General features: G+C 68.1%; 15 protein-coding genes. 10 read left to right on the forward strand and 5 right to left on the reverse strand.

Features of this window, described 5'->3' with window-relative positions:
* Positions 1–51 precede the first annotated feature (51 nt).
* Genes CSR00_RS17550 through CSR00_RS17560 form a run of 3 tightly spaced genes read left to right on the forward strand, consistent with a single transcriptional unit; the run spans position 52 to position 4758 of the window.
* On the forward strand, positions 52–486 hold the full coding sequence (locus CSR00_RS17550) for a DUF5318 domain-containing protein (RefSeq protein ID WP_099023707.1): 435 nt from the start codon (positions 52–54) through the stop codon (positions 484–486).
* Entirely contained in the window at positions 479–3049 is a 2571-nt protein-coding gene (locus CSR00_RS17555; RefSeq protein WP_176562126.1) for a transglycosylase domain-containing protein, read from the forward strand. The genes CSR00_RS17550 and CSR00_RS17555 overlap by 8 nt, the downstream gene beginning before the upstream one ends.
* Before the next feature lie 47 nt (positions 3050–3096).
* Positions 3097–4758 carry a glycosyltransferase family 87 protein gene (locus CSR00_RS17560; RefSeq protein WP_099023735.1) on the forward strand — a complete coding sequence of 554 codons (1662 nt, stop codon included), beginning with the start codon at positions 3097–3099 and terminating at the stop codon, positions 4756–4758.
* 28 nt (positions 4759–4786) lie between these two features.
* Here CSR00_RS17560 and CSR00_RS17565 read toward each other — a convergent pair whose 3' ends face one another.
* The gene (locus CSR00_RS17565; RefSeq protein ID WP_099023708.1) at positions 4787–6412 is read right to left on the reverse strand and encodes a serine/threonine-protein kinase PknH/PknJ; all 1626 of its coding nucleotides are present in this window, start codon (positions 6410–6412) and stop codon (positions 4787–4789) included.
* Positions 6413–6586: 174 nt separating this feature from the next.
* Here CSR00_RS17565 and rpsF point away from each other — a divergent pair, with 174 nt between their 5' ends.
* The 6 genes from rpsF to CSR00_RS17595 all read left to right on the forward strand — a co-directional run bounded on the left by rpsF (position 6587) and on the right by CSR00_RS17595 (position 10812).
* Complete coding sequence (gene rpsF, locus CSR00_RS17570; RefSeq protein ID WP_099023709.1) at positions 6587–6877, forward strand: 30S ribosomal protein S6; 291 nt, start codon at positions 6587–6589, stop codon at positions 6875–6877.
* A 101-nt stretch (positions 6878–6978) separates the two neighbouring features.
* Positions 6979–7509, forward strand: coding sequence for a single-stranded DNA-binding protein (locus CSR00_RS17575; RefSeq protein WP_099023710.1), 531 nt, complete (start codon positions 6979–6981; stop codon positions 7507–7509).
* A 43-nt stretch (positions 7510–7552) separates the two neighbouring features.
* On the forward strand, positions 7553–7813 hold the full coding sequence (gene rpsR, locus CSR00_RS17580) for a 30S ribosomal protein S18 (protein ID WP_099023711.1): 261 nt from the start codon (positions 7553–7555) through the stop codon (positions 7811–7813).
* 19 nt (positions 7814–7832) lie between these two features.
* A complete protein-coding gene (rplI, locus tag CSR00_RS17585) occupies positions 7833–8288 on the forward strand; it encodes a 50S ribosomal protein L9 (RefSeq protein WP_099023712.1) in 456 nt (151 codons plus the stop codon).
* Between the two features lie 578 nt (positions 8289–8866).
* A complete protein-coding gene (gene dnaB, locus CSR00_RS17590; RefSeq protein ID WP_099023713.1) occupies positions 8867–10246 on the forward strand; it encodes a replicative DNA helicase in 1380 nt (459 codons plus the stop codon).
* Positions 10247–10554: 308 nt separating this feature from the next.
* A complete protein-coding gene (locus CSR00_RS17595) occupies positions 10555–10812 on the forward strand; it encodes a DUF3297 family protein (RefSeq protein WP_099023714.1) in 258 nt (85 codons plus the stop codon).
* 425 nt (positions 10813–11237) lie between these two features.
* On the opposite strand, the gene CSR00_RS17600 is transcribed toward CSR00_RS17595, so the two are convergent.
* From CSR00_RS17600 to CSR00_RS17615, 4 genes are all read right to left on the reverse strand, one after another.
* Positions 11238–11762 (reverse strand): DUF1097 domain-containing protein, encoded by a 525-nt coding sequence (locus tag CSR00_RS17600; protein ID WP_245906178.1) that lies wholly within the window; start codon positions 11760–11762, stop codon positions 11238–11240.
* Between the two features lie 57 nt (positions 11763–11819).
* A complete protein-coding gene (locus CSR00_RS17605) occupies positions 11820–12842 on the reverse strand; it encodes a carbon-nitrogen hydrolase family protein (RefSeq protein WP_245906181.1) in 1023 nt (340 codons plus the stop codon).
* Between the two features lie 6 nt (positions 12843–12848).
* Positions 12849–14282, reverse strand: a complete 1434-nt coding sequence (locus CSR00_RS17610) for a glutamine synthetase family protein (RefSeq protein ID WP_099023715.1) — start codon at positions 14280–14282, stop codon at positions 12849–12851.
* A gap of 174 nt (positions 14283–14456) precedes the next feature.
* Positions 14457–15158: a FadR/GntR family transcriptional regulator gene (locus tag CSR00_RS17615; RefSeq protein WP_099023716.1), complete on the reverse strand. Its 702-nt coding sequence runs from the start codon at positions 15156–15158 to the stop codon at positions 14457–14459.
* A 744-nt stretch (positions 15159–15902) separates the two neighbouring features.
* On the opposite strand from CSR00_RS17615, the gene CSR00_RS17620 reads away from it, so the two are divergent.
* Positions 15903–16859: a 3-keto-5-aminohexanoate cleavage protein gene (locus CSR00_RS17620; RefSeq protein WP_099023717.1), complete on the forward strand. Its 957-nt coding sequence runs from the start codon at positions 15903–15905 to the stop codon at positions 16857–16859.
* The last annotated feature ends 119 nt before the right edge of the window (positions 16860–16978 follow it).

Raw genomic sequence — 16978 nt, forward strand, 5'->3', positions numbered from 1 at the left:
GCGTGGCCCGTCGCGCCTCCGCGCTCAGATCACCGACGTACTCTTGTCAACGTGCGACTGCAGAGACAGGTGGTGGACTATGCGCTGCGGCGCCGGTCCCTGCTGGCCGAGGTGTACTCGGGCCGCACCGGTGTCAGCGAGGTCTGCGACGCCAATCCCTACCTGCTGCGCGCCGCGAAGTTCCACGGCAAGCAGAGTTCGGTGCCCTGCCCGATCTGCCGCAAAGAGCAGCTGACCCTGGTGTCGTGGGTGTTCGGCGACCACCTGGGCGCCGTCTCCGGATCGGCGCGCACGGCAGAGGAACTCGTCCTGCTGGCCACCCGCTTCGACGAGTTCTCGGTACATGTGGTGGAGGTATGCCGGACCTGCAGCTGGAATCACCTGGTCAAGTCCTATGTGCTCGGCACGCCGCGGCCCCGCAAGGGACCGACGCGCGGCCGGCGCGCACAGACCGCGCGCAAGGGCGCGCGCACGGCCAGTGAATAGCGACGAGCGCCAGAACCGGTCGGCCGCCGACAGCCCGCACGGGCCGGCGTCCGACGGTGCCCCGGCGCCGCGCCACGCCCGATCGGACGCTCCGGGCTCCACCGGCGAGACCACCCGGATGCCCGCCCAGAGACCGCCCGCCGCGCCGGCGGCGCGACCCGGTGAGGGGCCGCGCCACGGGACCGGTGCGCGCCGGCCCGTCGCTCCCGACGGCCGACCCACGGCGATCCTGCCGCCGGTGCGCGAACAGATCGACCCGCGGCTGCGCGACCCCATCGACGTCGTCAAGGCGGCCCTGGACGGGGCGCCCCCGCCCCGTCCGCCGTCGGGACCCCCGCCGCCGGGCGGCGGTGGAGGTGGCGGCGGCGGCGCATCCGGTGGCCGGCCGCCCCGGCGGACGCCCGCCATCAACTGGCGGTGGGTCCGGCGCGGGACCGCGCTGGCGGCCGTGCTCCTGCTGGTGCTGCCGATCGTCACGTTCGCGATGGCCTACTTCATCGTCGACGTGCCCAAGCCCGGGGACATCCGCACCAACCAGGTGTCGACGATCCTGGCCTCCGACGGCACCGAGATCGCCAAGATCGTCCCGCCGGAGGGCAACCGCGTCGACGTCAGCATCGACCAGATCCCGGTGCATGTGCGCAACGCGGTGATGGCCGCCGAAGACCGCGACTTCTACTCCAACCCCGGGTTCTCGCTGACCGGTTTCGCCCGCGCGCTGAAGAACAACCTGTTCGGCGGCGACACCCAGGGCGGCTCCACCATCACCCAGCAGTACGTCAAGAACGCCCTGGTGGGCGACCAGCGCACCGGTATCGGCGGGCTCGTGCGCAAGGCCAAGGAACTCGTCATCTCCACGAAGATGTCGCGGCAGTGGTCCAAGGACCAGGTGATGGAGTCCTACCTGAACATCATCTATTTCGGCCGCGGGGCCTACGGCATCGCCGCGGCGTCCAGGGCGTACTTCGACAAACCGGTCGAGGAACTCACCGTCGCCGAGGGGGCGCTGCTGGCGGCGCTCATCCAGCGCCCGTCGACGCTGGATCCCGCCGTCGACCCCGAGGGTGCCGACCGGCGCTGGAACTGGGTGCTCGACGGGATGGTCGAGATGGGCACCCTGTCGCCGCAGGACCGCTCCCAGGAGGTCTTCCCGGCGACGGTGCCGCCGGACCAGGCCCGCGACGCCAACCAGACCACCGGCCCCGACGGGCTGATCCAGCGCCAGGTCATCAAGGAACTGCTGGAGCTGTTCAACATCAGCGAACAGCAGCTGAACACCGAGGGATTGCAGGTCACCACGACCATCGACCCGCAGGCCCAGCAGGCCGCCCAGGACGCCGTCTCGGAGTACCTGGACGGCGAGGACCCGGACACGCGTGCGGCGGTGGTGTCCATCGACCCCAAGACCGGAGGGGTCAAGGCCTACTACGGCGGCTCGGACGCCAACGGCTTCGACTTCGCTCAGGCCGGACTGCCGACCGGATCCTCGTTCAAGGTGTTCGCGCTGGTGGCCGCCCTGGAACAAGGCATGGGTCTGGGATACCAGGTGGACAGCTCGCCGGTGACCGTCAACGGCATCAAGATCACCAACGTCGGGGGCGAGGGCTGCGGCACCTGCAACATCGCCCAGGCGCTGAAGATGTCGCTGAACACCAGCTACTACCGGCTGATGCTGAAGCTCAAGAACGGGCCCGCCGATGTCGCCGACGCCGCCCACCGCGCCGGGATCGCCGAGAGTTTCCCGGGGGTGGACCACACCCTCAGCGAGGACGGCAAGGGCGGTCCGCCCAACAACGGGATCGTGCTGGGCCAGTACCAGACCCGGGTCATCGACATGGCCTCGGCGTATGCCACGCTGGCCGACTCCGGGGTCTACCACGCCCCGCACTTCGTGCAGAAGGTGGTCAACTCCGACGGCCAGGTGCTCTTCGACGCCAGCACCCAGGACGACAGCGGCGAGCAGCGCATCGAGAAGGCGGTCGCCGACAACGTCACCGCCGCGATGCAGCCGATCGCCGGTTGGTCGCGCGGGCACAACCTGGCCGGGGGCCGGCCCTCGGCGGCCAAGACGGGCACCGTTCAGCTCGGTGACACCGGCGACAACCGCGACGCCTGGATGGTGGGCTACACGCCGTCGCTGTCGACCGCGGTGTGGGTGGGCACCACCGACGGCACCAAGCCGCTGCAGAACGAATGGGGCGGGCCGGTGTACGGCTCCGGGCTGCCGTCGGACATCTGGAAGGCCACGATGGACGGCGCGCTGGAGGGCACCGACAACGAGTCGTTCCCCAAGCCCACCGAGGTCGGCGGCTACGCGGGTGTGCCCGCCCCGCCGCCACCACCGCCGGAGCCGACCCCCACCGAGCCGCCCGGGCCGCCGCCGGGCACGGTCATCCAGCCCAGCATCGAGGTGGCCCCGGGCATCACCATCCCCATCGGGCCGCCGACGACGATCCAGGCGCCGCCGGGTGCCCCGCCGCCGCCACCGCCGCCGCCGGGCGGCGACCCGAACGCCGCGCCGCCACCGGGTGATCCCAACGCCGTCCCGGCGCCCGTGCCGTGACATGGGGCGACCCTGAGGCCGGTGGCTCGAATCCGGACCCGGTGACGGTGTCGCCGGCGCCGGTGGCCACCGACCTGCGCAGCGCCGACGACCGGGACCTGCCCAGCCGCAACGACGAACTGGGGGCGGCCCTGTCGGGGGTGATCGGTGGACCGGTCGGCCGGCACGCCCTCATCGGCCGGCAGCGGTTCCTGACCCCGCTGCGGGTGATGCTGATCATCGCCCTGGTGTTCATGGCCCTGGGCTGGACGACGAAATCGGCCTGCCTGCAGACCGTCGGCACCGGCACCGCCGACCAGAAGGTCGCCAACTGGGGCCAGCAGCGCGCCTACTTCGCGATGTGCTACTCCGACACCGTGCCGCTCTACGGCGCGGAGCTGTTGAGCCAGGGCAAGTTCCCCTACAAGTCGAGCTGGGTGGAGACCGACGACGCCGGCACCCCGCAGGTGCAGTACAACGGCCGACCGGCGGTGCGATACATGGAGTATCCGGTGCTCACCGGGCTCTATCAGTACGTCTCGATGGCGCTGGCCAAGACCTACACCGCGCTGACCAAGACGATCGCCATGCCGGTGGTCGCCGAGGTGGTGATGTTCTTCAACATCTCCGCGCTCGGCCTGGCGCTGGCCTGGATGCTGACCGTGTGGGCCGCGGCGACCCTGGCCGGCCGGCGGATCTGGGACGCGGCCCTGGTGGCCGGGTCACCGATCCTGATCTTCCAGATCTTCACCAATTTCGACGCGTTGGCCACCGCGTTCGCCATGGGCGGGCTGCTGGCCTGGGCGCGCCGAAGACCGGTGCTGGCCGGCGTGCTCATCGGCCTGGGGGTGGCCGCCAAGCTGTATCCGGTGCTGCTGCTGGTACCCATCGCGCTGCTGGCGCTGCGGACCGGGCGGTGGGCCGAGGCGCTGCGGACCGGCATCGCTGCGGTGCTGGCCTGGCTGGTGGTCAACCTGCCCATCATGGTGCTGTTCCCGCGCGGCTGGTCGGAGTTCTTCCGGCTCAACACCCGCCGCGGCGACGACATGGATTCGCTGTACAACGTCGTGCGGTCCTTCACCGGCTGGCCGGGTTTCGACACCGGCCTGGGCCTGTGGGAGCCGCCGGTGATCCTCAACACCGTGGTGGCGGTGCTGTTCGTGGTGTGTCTGGCCGGCATCGGCTACGTCGCACTCACGGCACCGCAGCGCCCCCGGATCGCCCAGTTGGCTTTCCTGGTGGTGGCCGCGTTCCTGCTCACCAACAAGGTGTGGAGCCCGCAGTTCTCGCTGTGGCTGGTGCCGCTGGCGGTGCTGGCGCTGCCGCATCGGCGGGTGCTGCTGGCGTGGATGACCATCGACGCGCTGGTGTGGATACCGCGGATGCAGTACCTCTACGGCGAGCAGAACATGGGTCTGCCCCAGGAGTGGTTCACCACCACCGTGCTGGTGCGCGACATCGCCGTGGTGGCGTTGTGCGTGCTGGTGCTGCGCCAGATCTACCGGCCCGGTACGGATCTGGTGCGCTGGCAAGGCCGCCTCGACGACCCGGCCGGCGGGCCGTTCGACCGGGCGCCCGATGCGCCGCCCTCCTGGTTGCCGAACCGGCTGCGGCCCCGGGCGCTTGCGGGCGCGGCGCCGGGGGCGGCCTATGGCGTGGCGCCGGGGGCGGCCCATGGCGGGGAGGCGGTTCGGCCGGCGGGAGTCCCGGCGGCGCCTCCGGGGGACTGACACCGCGTGCGGTATCCGCGCGCGGTGGTCAGCCGATCCGGGCGACGATGTCGTGGGCGATGTCGAGGGCCTGCCGGGTGGCGTCGTTCATCCGGCACACCAGCACGTCGACGACGACGTTGTTGCGCGCGGTGAGCCCGCGCGCACAGACGAAACCCCCGGCGCCCACCCGCTGCGTCACCACGTTGACGTCGGTGTCGGTGGTGTCGACCGTGCCGAAGGTGACCCGGGCGTTGGGGTCCTCGGCGGGCACCCTTCTGGTCACGGTTCGGCCGGCGCACCCACGCCAGTCGGCGAGCTGGCGGTCGACGATGTCGTCGGCGGCGGCCGGCGACGGGTAGGCGACGACGGCCTGCTGTGCCGAGGCCGGACCCTGCGCGGGCCTGGCCTCCACCGTGCGGTAGCCGCGGGCCCGGACGCCGAGGTAGCCGGATCCGGCGTAGACGGAACGCGCCAGCGGCCCGTAGGCGCTACCGCACTGGTCCTCCCGGATCAGGCCGGCGTAGTCGATGAGCTTGCCGGCCGAGGCGCCCAGCTGCATCGGGGTGCCCATGATGGCGCTGATGTTGGGCTCGGACAGCAGCAGCGGGTCCAGCCCGGAGTCGGCGACGATCGGCGGTGACGTCGCGGTGGGCTCGGTTGGGGGAGTAGCCGTGTCGGAGCCGCCCGAGCGCAACACCACCACGCCCAGGGTGACGGCCACCAGGGCTGCCAGCGCACCGGCGACCCACGCCAGCCGGCGTCGGACGGCCGGGGAGGCGGGCGGCGCCGGGGGTTCGACCGCCGGCGCGGCCGGGGCGCGGAGGGTCCCGGCGGCGCCCGCCAGTACTGCCTCGGCGGCGGCGCCCGCCAGTGCCGCCCCGGTGGGGTAGCGCTGGGCGGGGTCCTTGGCCAGGGCCTTGGCGATGACGTCGTCGAGGGCCGGGGGCAGCGTCGGGACGAGGTCGGTGACCCGCGGCGGTGCCTGATGCAGATGCGCGCCGACCGTCGCGGCCATCCCGCCGTCGCCGGGGAACGGGACCCGGCCGGTCAACAGGCGAAACAGGGTGCAGCCCAGCGAATACAGATCGGCCTGCCCGTCGACCGGCTGACCGGCCAGGACCTCCGGGGCGGCATAGGCCACGGTGGTCAGGACCTGACCGGCGGTGGTCAGCTCGGCGTGCCCGAGAGCCCGGGCGATGCCGAAATCGGCGAGCAGCGCGTGCTCGGAGGGGCCCGCAGGACCGGAGAGCAGGATGTTGGCCGGTTTGACGTCGCGGTGCACCACGTGGTGGCGGTGTGCGTAGTCGAGCGCCTCGGCGATCTCGCCGATGATGTGCACGGCGCGTTCCGGGGTCATCCGGCCGCTGCGCTGGGCGATGTCGGCGTTGGTGCCGTCGACGAACTGCATCGCGATCCACAGCTGACCGTCGGGGGTCGAGCCGCGGCGGTGCACGGCGACGATGTTGGGGTGGTTGAGCCCCGCGGCCACCTCGGCCTCCCGCAGAAAGCGGGCGCGGAACTCGGGGTCGTGGCCCAGGTCGCCGCTGAGCACCTTCAGTGCCTCGTCGCGGGCCAGGTCGGGGCTGCGCACCAGGTACACGGTGCCCATCCGGCCGCTGCCCAGCACCCGTCGGACGCGGTAACCCGCGATCGTCGAGCCGGGCGGCAGCACCTGGCCAAGATATCCCCGCCACCGTGCGGACTCGACCCGAAACGGTCACCCGGGGTGCGCGATTTTCCTGATCAGAGGGTTTTCCTGTAACCTGGCCCGGTTGCCGACGCAGGCGACCCTCCTGCCACGGAACACGCCGTGGCCGCGACGACCATAGGAGGTGATGAGGTTCCCATGCGTCCATACGAAATCATGGTCATCCTTGACCCCACACTTGACGAGCGCACCGTAGCCCCGTCGCTGGAGACGTTTCTCAACGTCATCCGCAATGACGGTGGCACTGTCGAGAAGGTCGACATCTGGGGCCGGCGCCGGCTGGCCTACGAGATCGCCAAGCACGCCGAGGGCATCTACGCCGTCGTCGACGTGAAGGCCGCTCCCGCCACGGTGTCCGAGCTCGACCGTCAGCTCGGCCTGAACGAGTCGGTGCTGCGCACCAAGGTGATGCGGACCGACAAGCACTGATCCACTAATCGCCAGATGGGGCCTGCACGTCAGCGTGCTTCCGTAGGCTCGCCTGCGAACGCTGAATCGAGCACACCGCCTATTCCTCAGGAGGACCTCCCGTGGCTGCTGGTGACACCACCATCACCGTCGTCGGCAATCTGACCGCCGACCCGGAACTGCGCTTCACCCCGTCCGGCGCGGCCGTGGCCAATTTCACGGTCGCGTCCACACCTCGCATCTACGACCGGCAGAGCGGGGAGTGGAAGGACGGCGAGGCGCTGTTCCTGCGGTGCAACATCTGGCGGGAGGCCGCCGAGAACGTCGCGGAGAGCCTGACCCGCGGGGCACGAGTGATCGTGACCGGCCGGCTCAAGCAGCGCTCCTTCGAGACCCGCGAAGGGGAGAAGCGCACCGTCGTCGAGGTCGAGGTCGACGAGATCGGCCCGTCGCTGCGGTATGCCACCGCCAAGGTCAACAAGATCAGCCGCGGTGGCGGTGGCGGCGGCTTCGGTGGTGGTGGCGGCGGCGGTGGCTCCCGCCCGTCCGGCGGTGCCGGCGGTGGCGGCGGCAGCGCTCCGGCGGAGGACCCGTGGGGCAGCGCCCCGGCTTCGGGGTCCTTCGGTGGCAGCGACGACGAGCCCCCCTTCTGACACACGAACATTCGTCAAGAAGTAAGAGAGAGAAAGACACACCATGGCCAAGGCCAACAAGCGGCGCCCTGCGCCGGAGAAGCCCGTCAAGACGCGCAAGTGCGTGTTCTGCTCCAAGAAGGGCAAGGGGCAGATCATCGACTACAAGGACACCGCACTGCTGCGCACCTACATCAGCGAGCGGGGCAAGATCCGCGCCCGCCGCGTGACCGGTAACTGCGTGCAGCACCAGCGCGACGTCGCCGTGGCGGTGAAGAACGCCCGTGAGGTCGCCCTGCTGCCGTTCACCTCGAGCACGCGCTGAGGGACGGGAGGAACAACCGATGAAACTCATTCTCACCGCTGAGGTCGACAAGCTGGGTTCGGCCGGAGACGCCGTCGAGGTCAAGGACGGCTACGGCCGCAACTACCTGCTGCCGCGCGGCCTGGCCATCGTGGCCACCCGCGGCGCGCAGCGTCAGGCCGACGAGATCCGCCGGGCCCAGGAGGTCAAGACGGTTCGCGACCTCGAGCACGCCCAGGAGATCAAGGCCGCCATCGACGCGCTGGGGCCGGTGCCGCTGCCGGTGAAGACCGCCGGCGACTCGGGCAAGCTGTTCGGCTCCGTCACCGCGGCCGGCATCGTCTCGGCCATCCGCAAGGCCGGCGGCCCGAATCTGGACAAGCGGATCGTGCATCTGCCCAAGGCGCACATCAAGTCGACGGGCACGCATCCGGTCGAGGTGCGGCTGCACCACGATGTCGTGGCGACCGTCTCGGTGGACGTCGTCGCCGAGTAGTCCGCGGATCAGGTCCGGAGCGGACAGCCCGAACACCTGAACGAATAGCATCAGTCGTCGCCCGGAGGGCGTCGACGTGAGCAAGAACCCCGGTGGGAGCCCGACGTGGCGACCACCGGGGTTTTGCTGTCTGCGCTGGCGAACCTACTTTGCAGTAGTGAATGCAGCGAAAATTACGGTTTGTTAACCCGCCGCACAATCGCCGGCAACACAACACGCCCGAGGCGGCAACCCGACCCGACACGCCGACGAGTTTCCCATCCACAGTGGTAGTAGCCGTTTATCGTGCGTTTATCAGCAGTGACGCCCGGAAAGTCGGCAGTTGTCCACAGGTTTTCCCCAGTGCGCCAACATCGCCGCACACAGATATCCACATGCCTTCCACAAGTTGATCTACAGGCCCAGTTGGCGACGGGCCCAGCAACGTCTACCGTCATCCCGGCGCGATGCGGCAGCTGGCATCGGGCCGGGGGTCGGGCAGGGGATCAGGCAGGGCATGTCGGAGCGGCTCCGTACGCTTCGGCGCAAGGACATCGAACGACTGTTCGACAATAGTGGTGAGGGGGTATGGACGCCGAATGGCCGTCGTTGACGATCGCGGGCAGCCGGGGATGGATGCACCTCCGCCCAATGAGGACTTCGGGCGCCAGCCGCCGCAGGACATGGCCGCCGAACAGTCGGTGCTCGGGGGCATGCTGCTGAGCAAGGACGCCATCGCCGACGTCCTGGAGAAGCTGCGGCCCGGCGACTTCTACCGGCCGGCCCACCAGAGCGTCTATGACGCCATCCTCGACCTGTACGGCCGCGGTGAGCCGGCCGACGCGGTCACCGTGGCCGCCGAGCTGGACCGGCGCGGGCTGCTCAAGCGCATCGGCGGAGCGCCCTATCTGCACACCCTGATCTCCACGGTGCCCACCGCCGCCAACGCCGGCTACTACGCCGGCATCGTCGCGGAGAAGGCGCTGCTGCGCCGCCTGGTGGAGGCGGGCACCCGGGTCGTGCAGTACGGCTACGCGGGCGCCGAGGGCGCCGATGTCACCGAGATCGTCGACCGCGCCCAGGCCGAGATCTACGACGTCACCGAGCGGCGCACCGCCGAGGACTTCGTCGCGCTGGAGGGCCTGCTGCAGCCCACGATGGATGAGATCGACGCGATCGCCTCCAACGGCGGGATCGCCCGCGGGGTGCCCACCGGGTTCACCGAACTCGACGAGCTCACCAACGGGCTGCACGCGGGGCAGATGATCGTCGTCGCGGCGCGGCCCGGTATGGGGAAATCGACGCTGGGCCTGGATTTCTTGCGGTCGTGCTCGATCAAGAACCGGATGCCCAGCATCGTATTCTCGCTGGAGATGAGCAAGTCCGAGATCGTGATGCGGCTGCTGTCGGCGGAGGCCAAGATCAAGCTCGCCGACATGCGTTCAGGCCGGATGAGCGACGACGACTGGACGCGCCTGGCGCGCCGGATGAGCGAGATCAGCGAGGCGCCCCTCTACATCGACGACTCGCCGAACCTGACGATGATGGAGATCCGGGCGAAGGCCCGCCGGCTGCACCAGAAGGCGGGGCTGCGGCTCATCGTGCTCGACTACCTGCAGCTGATGACCTCCGGTAAGAAGGTCGAGTCACGCCAGCAGGAGGTCTCCGAATTCTCCCGCCAGATCAAGCTTCTGGCCAAGGAGCTGGAGGTGCCGGTGGTCGCGATGAGCCAGCTGAACCGCGGTCCGGAGCAGCGCACCGACAAGAAGCCGATGCTGGCCGACCTGCGCGAATCGGGGTCGATCGAGCAGGACGCAGACATGGTGATCCTGCTGCATCGGCCGGACGCCTTCGAAAGCGACGACCCGCGCGGCGGCGAGGCCGACCTGATCATCGCCAAGCACCGTGCCGGACCCACCCGTACCGTCACCGTGGCTCATCAGCTGCATCTGTCCCGGTTCACGAACATGGCGCGGTAGGACGCTGCACTGTTGTCGAATCTCAAAATCCGTGTCATCTCTCAAACGGACTGTCATCGCATGTCATTTTGGACATCGGAGTGAGATAACAAGACTTATCCCGCTCGAGAACTTCCAGAGCGGCTGCGACCAAGGCACGGGTATCCACAGGCGGCTCCGCGGGGAGAGTTCTCGACTGTCGGTCCAACCCCTTACCCGGTTAAGTTACTGCGTTCGCCGAGACCTCCGCTCCTCCCGCTACTGCAGGGTCGCGTAGATTCTTCGAGGAGCAATCCGACCACCTGACGCAGCATTAAACGAAGGCCATCATGTCCGACGATCAGAACACCGGCGTTCCCCCGAATCACCTCTCCATCGATCCGCGCAGCGCCTTCTATAGCGAAGAGGTGCTCAGCCGCGACGTGGGTATTCGCTTCAACGGCGTCGAGAAAACCAACGTTCACGAGTACAACGTGGCCGAGGGTTGGGTGCGTGTTGAAGTCCCAACCGCGAAGGATCGCCGCGGAAATCCCATGGTCGTCAAGCTCAGCGGCACGGTCGAGCCCTATTTTCGCTCAGCGGAATAGCGGACGCCGCGAATATTCTGGCGGGGCCGGCAAACGGCCCGGGGCGGGACTGTGAACCGCCTGGGGTTGATGCCGCTTCCCTTCGTTCGCCCGACTGCACAGCCCGTGCTGGTCCTCGTAGCAGCGACGTCCGTGATCGTCACCTCGTCTCCGAGTCGTACATCTCCGCCAACGCGCCCGGAAGCCCCCGCTTCTCAACCGCGTTTCTTGGGTTGACGAAGTACCCCATGACCTCATGAGCGGGTCAGCTCGTGGCCGGTCCTCAATCGGAACGTACCAGCCATCAGATGTCCGCTGCTCAGGGTGCCGCGTGCCAAAGGTGTTGCGCTGCTGTTGTATCCGGTCTTGTCCTAATCAGATCGTCGTCGGCCGATAACTTGGCCGCCATTGTGACGGGATCGGTGATCCCGGCTGGTGGTGTGGGCTCACTGCTCGGTGAGGGCCGGGCTGCGATCTGAGGTGAGTGCCGTTCCGAGCCACTCCGATGCCAGCCCGAACAGGATCCCCAGCACGGTGGCGGTCACGACCAGCACGACCGGATGGGAAATCGATACCGGCGAGGTGATCGGCAGACCGGTGGCCGCGATCGTGCCGACGGTGGAGGCGAATCCGAAGAACCCGGCGGGGGTGAAGCTGAGCACGTCGTCGGTGGCTATGACGACAAGGAGTCCGGCGCCGACCACCACGCAGCCGGCAACCGCCCAGGGGCTGCCGCCGAGAGCGGCGATTGCCAGCAGAGTGCCCGTCGCGCTGGCGATGCCGAGCAGTGACATCACCAGGGAGCGTTTGGCGCCGGTGACGCCGCCGCCGGCGGCGAAGAACGAAGCCCAGGAGATGAACAGAACCCAGATCGGCACCGTGATGACGTAGGCGGTGACCAGGCAGGACAGGCCGGCCAGCAGGCCGATGGCAATGGTGCTGGCAAGACGTGCGGACATGCGTGCGGACATGATGGAGCCTCCTTGTGAGTGGTAGGAGTGGGATAGCTGCGCTGCTGGTAGGTGCTGTCAGGTTGGGTCGGGGGAGGGGTCGTCGAAGGTGACCGCTGCTCGCCTGCTGCGGTCGACCGTCGTGTGTAGGACATCGGGGCGCGCGTAGTGACCCGTGGGGTCGAAGGTCAATCGCTCCCGGGCGACCTGCTCGGGGTCCAGGTCGGCGATCAACAACCCTTCGACGTTCGGGACCGGGGGTATCAGCCAGGCGCCGTCGGGCCCGGCCACGGCGCTGCCGCCGTCGAAGATCACGTCGTCGCAGGCGCTGCGCAATTGCTCGGCGAGCGGGAAGTCGGCAGGGATCGTGTCCGCGGTGATCAATCCGGACACGGCGACGCTGAACAGCCGGCCCTCGGCGGCGACGAAGCGGGTGATGTCGCGGGTCAGCTCGGTCGACCCGGGCCACGCGCTGATGTGCACGGTCTCGCCTTGGCTGTAGAGCGCCGTTCGCGCCTGCGGCATCCAGTTCTCCCAGCAGTTGAGGCTGCCGACGGTGGCGGTGCCGACGCGATGGGTGCGCAGTCCGGCGCCGTCGCCGTGTGCCCACACCAGGCGTTCGTCGTAGGTGGGGACGAGCTTGCGGTGGTGGCCGGCGACGCCGATGCGCGGGTCGATGGTCAGCAGCGTGCACCAGATGGTGCCCTCTCCCTGACGGTGTCCGCGCTCGGATGCCCCGATCACCATCGTGATGCCGAGATCAGATGCTGCGGTGCATAGTTCGGCTACCTGCGGCCCGTCGACGTGGATGGCGGTGTCCAGGTAGTAGGCGTAGCAGTCCTTGTGGTCGGGGTGGTTGAACGACGCCCCGTCGGTCCTGGGTAGCCAGAACGGGTAGCCACACAGGTAGGTTTCTGGGTAGGCGACCAGCTGCGCGCCAGCTGCGGCGGCGACCTCCGCGGCCGCGATGGCGCGCGACAGCCGGGCTGCCGGTGCCAGCCACGGCCCGGAGAGCTGCGCGGCAGCCACCGTGAGGACGTCCGGGCCGGCGCGGGGTTCACGATGTTCTTTGATGACCTCGATCGCGATGTTTGAGCTCATGTCGGATCAGTAGACCTCGAAGTATTCGCGCTGTTCCCAATCCGTCACCGCGGCATTGAATCTGGAGACCTCCATCTTCTTGAGGGCGGTGAGGTAGTCGACAAAAGGATCGCCGAGTTCGCGCCGCATCAGCTCGCTTCCCTGGAAGTATCCGAGCGCCTCCTGAAGCGACGCCGGCACCAACGGCGCGTCGGCGTTGTACGCCTCATCGACGGGTGGGCCGGGGTCGAGCTTGCGGGCCAGGCCATCGCGTCCGCTGATCAACTGCGACGCCAAGTACAGGTAGGGGTTGGCGGCCGGCTCGCCGATGCGATTTTCCAGATGCGTTGTGGCATCGCCGCGGGCGCCTGACACCCGCACCATCGCGCCTCGGTTCTCCTCCGACCACGCGATTCGGTCCGGTGCGAACGAGTTGGCGATGTAGCGTTTGTATCCGTTGACGGTGGGCGTCGTGAGCAGCGAACTGGCGCGGGCGTTGGCCAAGAGGCCGCCCATGTAGTTCATCGCCGTATCCGACAACAACGCACCGTCCTTGCCCGGAAACACGTTGGATTGACCGGCGACACCGAGAGACTGGTGAAGGTGCCATCCGCTGGACACCACGTGGTCGAAGGCGGGGCGAGACATGAAGGTCGCGTGGTATCCGTGCCGGCGGCACAGTTGTTTGATGGCGCTGCGGATCAGCAGCACATTGTCGGCTGACTGGATGCCTGGCAGCGGGTCGAACGACAGTTCGACTTGCCCCGGCCCCCATTCGTCTTCGATCGTGGCCAGGGGCATCCCCAGGGCGACCAGATGATCGCGCAGCACGCTAAGGATGGCGTCGGCCTCGTCGCCACGGTTCTCGGTGAGGTACTGGTATCCGTGGGACAGGGCGGTCACGACCGGTGGGGCAGGCGGGTAGCCCGAGTCGGCGAACCCGAGCTTGGGATCCACCATTCGGGTGATGTAGAACTCCAGCTCCACACCTGTGGTGAAGGTGTATCCGTCAGCGGCGAGCGCGGCGAGTTGGTGCTGTAGCACGCCGCGCGTATCGAACGGCACTCGGTCGCCGTTGCGGTAGTACAGATCTGACAAGACCCAGCCTGTCCGCTCGGCCCACGGCAGTTCGTGGAATGTTGTGGGATCCGGGACCAGCACGCCGTCCGGCAGCCCCGTCAGTCGCGGATCTCCGAAGCCATGCGCCTCGAACGGCGGGATGGCGGGATTGTTGGTGGTGTCGAAGATCAGCGTCGCGGTCTGAAAGTCCTTGCCATTCTCGAGTGCGGTGAGAAAGTGATCGACCTCTAGGGTTTTACCGCGCAGGATGCCGTGCTGGTCGCCCCAACTGATGCGGATCTGGCGCAGATTCATCTCCCGGACTCGCGCCCCGAGCTGCTGAGCAGCTTCCTGTTGCTCTGCCGTCCACAGCCCGTGCTCGGCGATGAATGAGGAACCCATCAACAGTCCTTTCAGTGATCAGGTGGCCTGATCTCTTGGCTTATCCTGGTCGGCCGGCTCTCGCTCGCCGGAGCGGTACGGTCGAAACCGTTCAGGTGATCAGATCACCTGAACGGTAGCACCGTGCGCCGCGGCCCGCGCGCCAAAGTGGGAGGGCCCCGTCGAACCGCTCTGTCAGTCGGGGTTGGCCATCAGATGGTCCGAGGTGCTGACCAGGTGTTGCATCATCCGCTCTGCCGCATCGTCGGCCGAGTGGGCACGAATAGCGGCGAGGATCTGGCGGTGGTCATCCAGTGACTTCGTTGGTCGGCCCCCGCGCGTCAGCGAGACCTCCGACGTGCGGTCCAATGGCTGACTGAGCCCATGTAGCAGCTTGATAAGGATCGGGTTGTGCGAGGCGGCGGCGACTCCGAGATGGAAACGGCGATCTCCGTTGAGGCCGGGCTCGCCCGCATCGACTTCTGCCTCCATCTCCTTCAGGGCCGCCTCAAGTTCATCCAGGTCTTCGTCCGTCCCACGAGTAGCGGCCAGCCGAGCACACTGCGTCTCTAGCGCCTGGCGCGTTTCCCATATGTAGGGGAGGTCGACACGAGTCTCGACCAGTTCGGTGGCTAGCGAGGTGATCACGTCCTCCGGACGATTCAGCAGGTAGATCCCATCGCCGTGGCGGACCTCCACGATGCCCTGAGTGCGCAGCGCGTTGATGGCCTCGCGGATCGACGACCGCCCCACCGACAACTGGTTGGCCAGATCGCGGACGTTGGACAGCTTGTCGCCGGGCTGCATGCCGCTGGTGTCGATGAACTCTCGGAGTCGCTCGCTGACCTGTTCGTAGAGCGGCCTGCGATCGACCTGGCGCAGACGGGCGCTCGCCATGGTCGTCTCCCTTGCTGTTGATCTGATGGTCTGAACTATTGTCCCAGACGCCGGGGCGGAGAGGGGGCCTGGCGTTCGCGCGCCGGTCCGCCGAACACTTGGAGGCAGCTCGGGCCGATCTGCCGGCGTTCACCGCGTTCCCTAGGAGCGGCTCAATAAGGAGATCCGGAGGCGCGCCGACGTCGTCGCGATCTTCCCGCCGGTCGGCTCCCTGCCGGAACCGTATGCATGCGGCTCTGTGCCATGGCGCTGTGCGACGCTTCGTTGTCGATCGTCCCTGACCGCTTCCCGCGCGGTTGATGGTGTGCCGGCGGCGATCCGGTCTCCCCGTCCCGGTGGTCCAGGGTGCGGAGCGCCTACTATTGAACTATTGGAATATTAGATGTTTCGGGTTAGGTTCGTCTAGCACCTTCGTCGCGGATCGTCATACCGAGGTGCAGCACCGGGCCCCGACCTGGTGTGTTGGACACGCGTGATCCCGGAGTGTTGCCGGGGAAGGCGAGACGGACCAACGCGCCGGCGGGGCGAAAACGTCGTGAGGAGCTCAAGGGGGGACGCGGTGACGCTCTCGGGTGGTGCCTGCCGCGGATCGCACCTCGATGGTGCGCCGCGGATCGCCGTCGAGCTCGACGACGGCGCCAGTCCACTGCAACCCACGACGACCCACAGGGCCCGCGCCGCGCTAGAGGGTGCGATGGCCGGCTCATCGCCGTAGACAACCAACGATCGATGGAGGACGAGATAATGACCACGCCGCCGCCGCTCTGGGAAGCCGCCCGCAAGGAGATGGAGGACTACCAGTTCACGGTGGGGCCCGAGATCCAGCCCCGGTGGGACGTTCCTGAGCAGATCGCCCTGCACACGGCGGTCTCCGGCCGCGCTGGTGTCGGGGCGACCAACCTCGAGGACTACATTGCGGACGCGAGCGCGGTGATCGAAGCAGGCGCCGTCGGCGTGCATTTCGACTTCACCTGGGTCGAAGACTCCTCGGGTCGCCGGCTGGATCGCGACCTCAAGCCCGTCGACGCCTACCGGACGGTGATCGACCCGCTGCGCAAGCAGTACGGCACCGAATTCGTGACGGACTGCAACGTGCTCAACGGGTCCACCTTCGACGAGTGCATGGCCCCGGCGCGCGAGGGTCTTGCCGAGCTCGCGCCGTGTGCCCCAGGGCACCCCGAAGCCTTCATGGTCCCGGCGATCGAGGCCGTGCAAAACGCGGGTGTCAAACCGTTCCTCGCCATCCACAGCTCGGGGGAGATCGAGCTGACCAAGCGCAAGCTCGTCGACACGGGCGTGCTGAAACTGCCCGCCTATTGGGGAATTCTGTACGGGCTCCCGTTCAACTCCGGCCGCACGCTCCTTTCCGGCACCTACGTGCCGAACGCACGCGACATGGCGCTGCACCTGTTCTTGATGGTGGACCAGATCCGGCGAATCGATCCCGAGGGGCCGATCCTGGTGTGTGCAGCCGGCCGCGCGACCCTCTATATGACCACGCTCGCGACGATGATGGGCCTGCACATCCGGGTCGGTACGGAAGACACACCGTGGAAGTATCCGAACAGCGACGAGAAGCTCACCAGCAACGTGGAGATGCTCGAGATGGCAAGGCAGATTGCCGAACTCCACGGTCGGCGGCCCGCCACGGCGGATGAATACCGCAAGATCCTCGGCATCCCGACCCCCGTTCTCCCATGAGCGAGTCGAAAAGCCGTTAGCGAATCCAACGCCTGCGGTTCAACGCCACCGATGCACAGCTCGGAGGTCGGCCCCGTTGATGTGCGGACCGCCAAGGCCGCACCCTATTAGGAGAGAGA

Source organism: Mycolicibacterium palauense, assembly GCF_002592005.1.
GTDB lineage: Bacteria > Actinomycetota > Actinomycetes > Mycobacteriales > Mycobacteriaceae > Mycobacterium > Mycobacterium palauense.